Source organism: Candidatus Goldiibacteriota bacterium (genome assembly GCA_016937715.1).
Taxonomy (GTDB): domain Bacteria; phylum Oederibacteriota; class PGYV01; order PGYV01; family PGYV01; genus PGYV01.
The window spans coordinates 1-9,247 of record JAFGWA010000091.1; the positions used below are offsets into that span (position 1 = coordinate 1).

At 39.6% G+C, this 9,247-nt stretch carries 9 protein-coding genes; all 9 read right to left on the bottom strand.

The genetic code is table 11. The features are described from left to right. Positions 1-142: 142 nt before the first annotated feature. Positions 143-2,116: a hypothetical protein gene (locus tag JXR81_09425; GenBank protein MBN2755061.1), complete on the bottom strand. Its 1,974-nt coding sequence runs from the start codon at positions 2,114-2,116 to the stop codon at positions 143-145. A gap of 237 nt (positions 2,117-2,353) precedes the next feature. Beyond that, positions 2,354-2,851 carry an RloB domain-containing protein gene (locus JXR81_09430; GenBank protein MBN2755062.1) on the bottom strand — a complete coding sequence of 166 codons (498 nt, stop codon included), beginning with the start codon at positions 2,849-2,851 and terminating at the stop codon, positions 2,354-2,356. Between the two features lie 24 nt (positions 2,852-2,875). Continuing rightward, entirely contained in the window at positions 2,876-4,099 is a 1,224-nt protein-coding gene (locus tag JXR81_09435; GenBank protein ID MBN2755063.1) for an ATP-binding protein, read from the bottom strand. 399 nt (positions 4,100-4,498) lie between these two features. Next, the gene (locus JXR81_09440; GenBank protein MBN2755064.1) at positions 4,499-5,122 is read right to left on the bottom strand and encodes a hypothetical protein; all 624 of its coding nucleotides are present in this window, start codon (positions 5,120-5,122) and stop codon (positions 4,499-4,501) included. A 417-nt stretch (positions 5,123-5,539) separates the two neighbouring features. Further along, complete coding sequence (locus JXR81_09445) at positions 5,540-5,998, bottom strand: hypothetical protein (GenBank protein ID MBN2755065.1); 459 nt, start codon at positions 5,996-5,998, stop codon at positions 5,540-5,542. Between the two features lie 161 nt (positions 5,999-6,159). Beyond that, positions 6,160-7,434, bottom strand: coding sequence for an ATP-binding protein (locus JXR81_09450; protein ID MBN2755066.1), 1,275 nt, complete (start codon positions 7,432-7,434; stop codon positions 6,160-6,162). 241 nt (positions 7,435-7,675) lie between these two features. Then, the gene (locus JXR81_09455) at positions 7,676-7,897 is read right to left on the bottom strand and encodes a type II toxin-antitoxin system HicA family toxin (GenBank protein ID MBN2755067.1); all 222 of its coding nucleotides are present in this window, start codon (positions 7,895-7,897) and stop codon (positions 7,676-7,678) included. Next, on the bottom strand, positions 7,890-8,096 hold the full coding sequence (locus JXR81_09460; protein ID MBN2755068.1) for a type II toxin-antitoxin system HicB family antitoxin: 207 nt from the start codon (positions 8,094-8,096) through the stop codon (positions 7,890-7,892). The genes JXR81_09455 and JXR81_09460 overlap by 8 nt, the downstream gene beginning before the upstream one ends. Before the next feature lie 169 nt (positions 8,097-8,265). Further along, the gene (locus JXR81_09465; protein MBN2755069.1) at positions 8,266-9,174 is read right to left on the bottom strand and encodes a GIY-YIG nuclease family protein; all 909 of its coding nucleotides are present in this window, start codon (positions 9,172-9,174) and stop codon (positions 8,266-8,268) included. Positions 9,175-9,247: the final 73 nt, after the last annotated feature.

A 9,247-nucleotide genomic window follows, 5' to 3' on the forward strand; every position in this document is an offset into this window, starting at 1 on the left:
AAACAGTTAATTTTTTCATAATAAACCCCTTTCAAAAATTTTATTAATACCTTTTGAATGCCGGCAAAATTTTAAAAAATTATAACACCCGCGCCATCATCTTTCAACTTTTTTTACCTGCCTTATCCTCATCCTTAATTCACTACGGTATTATTGCCAGCCTTCCCTTTCTTGACCTGCCATCAGAGTCAGTGGCCACGTAAATATAAATCCCGGCGGCAATGCGGCCGGCTTTGCGGCTTTTATTTATTTCCCACAGGTATGTGCCGTCATTGGAATCTGTTTTTGTGCTGAAAACAAGCCCACCTGTTATGTCATAAATAAATAATTTTGCGTTTAACGGCAGCCCCGTAAACATTATTTTATTACATCCCATGGCTGCCATGCAGTTTGACGGCTGTGCCTTTATTTCTTCGGCGGGATTATAAATATATTCATGCGTGGGGGTTATGCTGGCGGTTGCCGTTGCCATGCAGGTTATTGTAATTGTGGGTGTGGCAGTCGCGCTAAACACGGGCGTATTTGTCACCGTTACCGTGGGTGTGCGTGAAAGCGAAATATTATTCCAGTCAGCAAGCGCCCTGTACTTGTGCGCGTCAGCAACCGGCTGATTCTGATATTCCATGCTTCCCCACATTCCCCACCGGCTGAAATCCCCGCAGTCTACAAAATGGCAGAAAAGCCCCACTCCGGCCGCGTCAAGTTTATCAAGATAATCAGTGTAAACACCGTAAATACGCGGATCCCTATTTACAGCTATAAAGGTATCGGTAAGCGCCGTGCTTTCGCTGCGTACCATATGCTGCCCGCCTTCATAACACACCAGCTCCACTCCGTGCTCATCAGCCACGGCCTTGTGCCCTGCCACCATTCCGCCCGGCGCGTTCATTGCGTCTATATCCTGAAGGCACAGAGTAATTACCTGATCCACGGTCGCGGTGTCAGTAAGGCTTCCCATTCCCGTCGGCGCAAAATACGGCGCAATAGCTATCGCGTCCGCGCTGTAGCCGTCGGGATTTATAAGCGGGTTTGTCATCGCGTCTTCCAGCATGAATTGAATGGGATAAGGGTCAGCTTCTGTACCCGACCCCCACCCGGCCTGCGATGCAAGCACTTTTACAAACCGCGTATCGTTTCCAAATTCCCGCGTGAAAATGCGCCATATATCGCACGCCCTCTTGCAGTGATAAGCCCACCTGTATCCAAAAAAACTTGGAAACCCAAGAAGCTCACCCTGGTCTTCACAATAGTTTGTCTGTCCAAACTGCCAGTTCCATGTTTCATTTGAATATTCCAGATATACCCTTAGATTTGAATTCAGGTTGTCCCTGATAAGCCGCGCCAATTGGGTAATATAGTCATCCGTTGCCATGTGCGGTACGCATAACCACGGCGGAATGTTAAGCTTATTGGCTAATTCTATCATCACTTCATACGGGACGCCTCTGCGTGTATATGAATAATCCCCGGTATGCGGCCTGTCCGCCCAATTGGCAAGACTTGAATCATTTGTCGCGCCCCAATCCATAAACCTTAACGCCTTAAACATGCTTATCCTGGATGTGAATTCAGGATGAAACTTTTCTGTCTGATAAACAGATTCATAGCCCGGCATTATAAGGCGCATATTGCGCAGATTATCCCCGGCCTGCGACTGTGATATGTCCATCCAGGCGTTTCCGTCGCCCAAAACGCTGACGGTAAAAGTACCGCCCCCGTTTACGGTAAATGAACCGCTCATATTTCCGTTAAAGCTTACCGTGCCCGTGCCTTCACATATAAACGTATAATTTCCCGTGGGCAGGTGAGAAATAGCCCAAACCGTACGCACAGCCTGAGGTATAGCCGGCCCCGCGCCGTCGGGATCAAAAGGCACCTGAGATGGATATAAATTTGAATCCAAAGGGATTGACGCGCCATAGCCCGTGTCCCAGCCGTCAGAATAATCCGCGTTAAAGGTGAACCATTCGCGCGATATTTTCATTATGTCCACAAAAGGCCACTCTGTTGTCCAGTCAGAAACCCCGTTTAAACCCATGCCTATTGTCATTTGCCCGGCAGTAAAAGCCGATGATGCCCATAAAATACAGATTACAGTTAACAAGAATTTACGCATTATATTTCCCCTTATAATGTTTTAAAAAACGCCCCCCGGCGGTAATAAAAAAAAGCATTTAAAGCTATAATTTATTATCACTTATAATAACAAATATAAATATTAAATCAACCGCATTAAAAAACTGTCAGAGACAGACAGCCGCTAGTTGACAGTGTCGTGTTATTCTTTTTCTGATATTCCCCCCAATTTAAAATTTCAATATTTTCTATTAACCTTAATTCATGGTCCCTGGTATTATTTAAAGATATTCAGTATTTGTTTCAACTCATCAAGGGTGTTGCTTCTTTCCTCTACCATTTCTTTTGAAAATATTTTTTGATATTTTGTTTTATCTGTTTTTTCATCATCAAGCAGAAAATTACGGAATAACCTCTTACATTCCGGCGTTGACGGCGGTATATTTGCCTGATTTAGTATTCTTAAAAATAACGCTTCTATACATGGCTTGGGCATAATTAATTGAAGTTTTTTCTTTCTAACTTTTAATTCTGTACCTTCTTCTTCAAAAGGCCGGTCCGGGTCCAAAACCACATAAGAAAAATCATAATCTGCCGGATTCAGTTTTATGGTTCTATGAATAATACAGTCCGGCGAGCCGCCGTGCGCATTTTCTATTTTTACGGACTTTAATGATCCCCTGTCTATATACAGCCCCTTTAAATAACTTAAAAAAGCATATTCCGTATTTCCCTCTCCTACAAGTAAAACAGTGGTTTTTACAGTTCTTTGCACAGAATGATGCAGCGTCATAGTTGCCTATATGTTTGGGACTGCGCCATATGCGCCTGACATATATTTGGCATAAAGGTTATCGTCACGCCTTATCCCTTTTATAGAATCAAGCCTGTACAGGCTGCTTTTACAATTTTTATCTTTTTCAACAAGTATAACCTGTTCTTTTTCAAGCCTGTTAAGAATATCCATGGAATGGGACGAGAATAAAAGCTGGCTGTTTTTCGGATTTGTTTCCGGATTAATAAACAGGTCTATTATCTTTGGTATTGCATGAGGATGAAGGTCCAGCTCAATTTCATCAATCGCGGCAATCCCTCCTATTTCCAGCGCTTTAAATATCGAACCCATAAGCACATACATGTTTTTTGTACCGTTTGATTCAAGCAAAAAAGGCAGTTTATAATTCACATTACCGCTTTCATGTACGCCCATAGGAAACGGAAGCGTATACAACTCACCCGTTGAATTGTTGCGTTCCTGAATCTTTTCAATTTCAACATTTACCAAACCAACATCAATTTCCTTTAAAAATCCGACAACTTTTTTGAACAACGCCCTGTCTTTATCATATTTTTGTGTTGCCGGTTTTAAATCCGTATCAGAAACAGAACGGTTTGTAAATTTACCCAGCCTTATCACATTGGTTATCATATTATCCCAGTATTTGGATATCTCAATTAGCAATTTGTTGTTTATCGCCGAGCCTGCAGACATCAGGGAAACATTCTTCCGCAGGATGTTCAGGATTACATCAGGATTTAAACCCAGTTCCGGTTTATGTTTAAAATCAAATTTTTTACTGTCGGCATTCCATGCCCTGATAAATAAATAGTTGTAATGATTTGTATCATTCAGGTACTGCAGTTCCTCATTGAAAATCTGATTCTGGTTTAAACGAACAATATATTTATATATTGTTTTATTACATTCAAATATAGTTTCAAATTCTGTCGGAATTTCTCTTTCATCAGTAAATCTAAACGGGTCGACAGGTATGCTGTTTTCTTCTTCCGCGGCAACTATAAAGGAATCTCTGATAAGCCACCGTATAAAAGCAAGGGCTTTTAACACACTTGTTTTACCGGAAGCATTGGCTCCGGCAAGCATTAGAATTTTGCTTAATTTTTCGTTATTTGCAGTTGAACAAATCATATTGTTATTCAGATCTTTACGCTGATTATCAAAATGGATATCAGCCCTTTCTGCAAAAGAACAGAAATTTTTAAAAGAAAAAGAATGAATCACGTTAATACCTCCTTAATTTCATACATATCGCCATTAAAATAATAGCATTTCAACACAAAAATGTCAAATATTAATTATTTTAACTCTAAAACAACTTATTTCAGCTGAATTTTTAACGCATCTCGTCAAAAAATTTTGCAAATTGTAAGGCTTTCCTTTGCGCTATATGGGCACGGTGCCGGATTTTTTTTTATGCGGAATAACAACATTTTTGTCTATTTTTCGCTTTATGTTGTACAAATTCGTCTGATTTTGTTCAGTATGTTGAACAAATTGAACAAAATTCTTCTTTACTATCAATCTTAAACGGTTTTTAGGTTAAAAAATACAAAGTTTATCCCCCGTCTAAACACAACTACTGTCCCCGCCTTGTCTTTTCCTCTTTCCTCATACTTATCCTTATCTTTCAATATTATGAAACCTGTCATACGCCCGCTGGACTAACTCCGGCAGAAGCACCGCGTTGGGCGTGTTCATTCTTAAAGTTTTAAATACCCTTGCTTTGCCGTTTTTGTCCTTATACACATATATATAACCCTGGTGAGGCACCGGAAGGTATACCTGTTCGCCCCAAAGAACCGAATCTGTCCCGCCAAAAAGTTTCTTCTTTGAATACCCGTCTTTTGTAAAGGTGATATTGCCTATGATTACGCTTTTACCGTTTTCAAATATCTCTTTTATCATATTCAACATCATAAGCGGCATAATGTATTCGCCAAGAAGGCCAACAAGCTTAAAAAACACCGCCTCCTTTCTCTTAGCGCCTATATAAAAAGGCGAGTTAATGACAATGTCTATTTTTTCCTTTCCAAACCGCAGTCCGGAGTAAAAGGAATACAAAACAGGTATAAAGTTTACCGACATTTTTTCAGAGTGATAAAAGATGGATGTAAGGCTGGAGTAATAGTATGTCTTTTCTTTGTACACCAGGTTGTCTTTATTGAATATAATTGCATGCCGCCCAAACCCCGGTATTAATACCGCGTTTTTCTGCTGATACTGCATCTGCATAATATCATCCATATATCCTCCCTGTATCCGCGCCCCAATCGCGGCGGATTTATTTATTATCATATTATCCGTCCGCAACCCAAAAAAATCAAATATTTTATTCCCCGGGAGATAAAATGATATTGCTTCCGATATTTCAGCAAGAAAACAGCTTTTTCAATTTACAAACAGCAATCTTGCTATGTTTTATCAATATTTTGAGTCAAAGCATAGTATTGGGTAGTTTGTTTTTTATGATAATAAAATTGTAAACTTTAATTTACACATGTCAACTAAAAAGAACATACAAGATCGATACGGCAACAGGCAAGCAACCTTATATTTAATATGATTTCAACCGGCTGCCATAGTTTTAAATATCCTCCCCTTCCCCACGGGAGTTAAAGCGGTAACGCTTCTGTATTTTCAGCAGTAGAACAGCTTTTCTTATTATTTACATCCTGATATCTTTTTCATGGGGCATTTTTCATTGCCACAGCCTTTGCATACAAAAAGGAATATCTCCGCGGCCGCAATTGTTACGGCTATCCAGTAAAAAATCAGAAACGGAATGTTTTTTATAAGCCATGGCTGCGGCATTATAACCGCCGCTGCCGCCACGCTAAGCGTTAAAACCACATCCGTCACTGTGTAGCCGGACTCGTTCGGCTTTGATACCAGGAGTTTTGAGATGGGTCCAAGTATCACGTGCATGCACCTGTCCCTGCACGGGCATTTCGAGCAATAAACTGCCGGTATGGCGGTAAAAAACATAACAATAATCGCGGCGTATATGGAACCAAACAATACTGAATCCATAAATACCACATACCCGCCCGACATGAACGCCCCTATAAAAAGCACAATAGCGGCAGCTCCGTGAATTCTTGATTTCTCTTTGATATCCATTAATTTCCGCCTTAATTATTTTTTTCCGCATCCTCAACCCGCGCCTTATATTTTCCGTTAATGTGTCATTAAATAATTGGAATACAAATATTCTTCTCAACTTGCAATCAGACAAAAATTTATTGAAGACGGAAAGCCTGTCCCCTGTTATTTCTTAAAACTCATTTTTCACTAAAATTCCCTGCAGTCAATTCTTCCCACGCGGGAGTTATGCTGATTTTTTTTCCTTTATAACTTTCAACACTTTTTGTATCCCATGTAAACACCTGCAGATTATCACACCTTAATTCCTCTGACCTTAAAACCAGAGATTTTAGCTCCCTTTCAAAAGTTTTCGGAGCGCTTATGTCATAGCACACCTGGACAAGTTTTTCCACAGCCATGCCTTTTTTAAGGACAAAATCTATTTCGTCCCCGCTGTCAGACCTGTAATAAAACAGGCTTTTATTTTTTTCATAACCCTGCCTGCGTAAATGGCTGTATATTAAATTTTCAAACAGCCTTCCCGTATTTTTTGTGGCAGCAAGCCCTTTTGCCGCCATAAACCCGTTATCAGAAAGAAATATTTTTTTTGGGGATTTTAACTGTTTTTTTATACCGAAAGAAAACCTGTTCAACAGTTCAAATATATAAGATTCTTCCAGGTATGAAGCGTATTTTATCAAAGTGGCCGCGCTTTTCATCCCCGACTGCTTTGCCATCTGCCTGAAGCTGAATTCGCATGAGGGATTTGAAACCATAAACAAAGCCAAATCGTATATTTCTTTCGGTGCGCGGACTTTATGCCTGGCTGCCACATCCTTAAATATAACAGCGTCAAAAAGTGTGGATAAATACGACGCGCCGTCCACACCAAAAACCGTGGTTTCCGGAAATCCGCCGTTATTCATATAATCATCCATGGCAGAAAGCAGCCGTCCCCGGCTTTCCGCGGAATCTGTTTTAACAGGTATTTCTTTTACGCTTAAATATTCCGTAAAAGAAAAAGGAAGCACTTCCGCGGACACATAACGCCCTGTAAGGGCCGTTGCCATTTCACGGGCAAGAAGTTTTGCGTTTGACCCAGTTATTATCAGGTTTGCACCGCGCCTGTGAAGCTTATTTACAAACAGCTCCCAATTTTCAAGATTTTGAATTTCATCAAGGAATATATATTCATGCCCGGGATAAACCTCATGCAGAAGCGGCTCTATTTCATCGTAATTTTTTATTTTCAGTAGGTTCTCGTCGTCAAAATTCAGATATGCGTATTTTTTACCTTTAAGCAGCTGAAAACAAAATACGGATTTACCGGCCCTTCTGGGCCCGGTTACTATTTTAATCAGGCTATTTTCAAGGTTAGCCTTAAACACATTAACCTGTTCCCTTGGCGTATAAGGCCTGTTTTCAAGCCGCTCTTTCTCTATTTTGTGCTGTAAAACAACATTTTTGTCCATTTTTCACCTTATGTTGAACAAATTCGTCCGATTTTGTTTATTATGTTAAACAAATTATACAAAATTATCCCTATTATGTCAATTCAAATGGATTTTAAGCTAATATCTGTTATTTCCGCAAGAAAACAGCATTTCTTGTTATTTACGGACAAATAGCAGTATTACTATATTTTATAGGTGTTTTTTCTATCAAAGCCTTAAGTCAAGGCACGGTGTTGGATTATTTCAGTTTAAGGTTAATTTAATTTCCCAGAAGTTTTTTAAATTCGTCTTTATCAATCCCGGCCTGCCTTAAGATACTTCTCAGCGTTCCTTCGGGGATTTCTTTCTTTGGCATGGGAAGAATGACGGTTTTACCTGCGGAATTCTTAAATTTTCCGTGCGAACCTTTTTGTGATATATGCGTGAAACCCAGCAAAGACAAAACAGATGCTATTTCTTTGGAGGAAAACAACTTAGACATGTATTCTTTCTTTGCCCAGATAGATGTTATCAACTGCAGGAAGTTTTGAACCTTTTGTTTCAAGGTACAACTCTACGGCTTCCTTGATATTTTTTGACGCTTCTTCCATTGTTTTTCCAAATGAAGAAACATCAACATTAAGACACTGAGCTACATAATATTTGCCTTCTTTCCAAGCCACATAACTTATATCTTTCACGAATAATCTCCTTTTACAACCCTATGATTAAATATAGCAAAACACATACTAAAAATCAAACTTTCTTTTCCCGCACGAGAAGAAACGGATACGGACAAGCAACCGGGATCTGATAATAACTTTACCCGGCTTCCAAAGTTTTAAATATACACCCCAAATCTGTCTTTTTTTATTTTGTGACATCTTCTTCCTGAATTTTTTCTTTTTCCTTTTCGGCTTCTGCAATAACGCTTTGCATTTTAAAGATTAGATTTTTAAACGCATTTTCTGCCAGTTTTAAATTTATTTCTATTGGTTCACGATTATGCGGAAGAGGTTTTCCCAGCATCTCCCACAATAACGTCTCGGCTAAAAGGGGTTCTATAACATATCGATATCTGTAACTCTCCCAATTTTCTTCCCACGTAAAATTAACGTTCATATCATATGATAATTCAATTTTTATAAACCCCGGGTTATCCGGATTTTTTAACAGATAAATATAACCCAGTTTTGCTGTTTTCCAGATTTCTTCCAAATCTTTAGAACCAATACCACAAAATGGGCAGCCTTCACCTTCCGCTATCGCCATTGACCTTGCTTTCCATTTATGCCCATTACTGCATATAAAATTAGACTTCCCGGAACGGTCTCTGACATAACCTTCAAGTGATATCCCCCGGCCCTGCAACCGTTTTTTCATCTCTGCAGTATACGCATAAATATTGTCTGATTCAGGCTTTAAACTTGGCGGCGGCCGTAAACCTGCCGTCTTAGCTTTATCTAACGCCGAATATACCTCTTCTTGCTTCATTTCACATACTTCAACCCCTTTGCGATAGGGTGTTACCAAGTAAGCCGTCGATGCCCAAAATACCTCTTCCGCCCAACCCATATCTGATACAGCATGATATTCCTTCAACTGCCATTTCTGCCCGGTTTCCTTTACAATTTTACCCGCTTGTCTTTTGCAGTCATTATTATGCTCAGCTAATCTATCTTCGGGTTTCCAGGTAGTTATTCCAACCTTATATAAATTCTGATTAGAAGGATGCACTAATAAATATATATATCCCGGTTTATCTGTTTTCTCACTCATAGTAACCTGCCTTTATCGCCTGTTTAGATTTTCTATATTAACCATAATCCAACTTTTTTCTTATCTTTCCGTT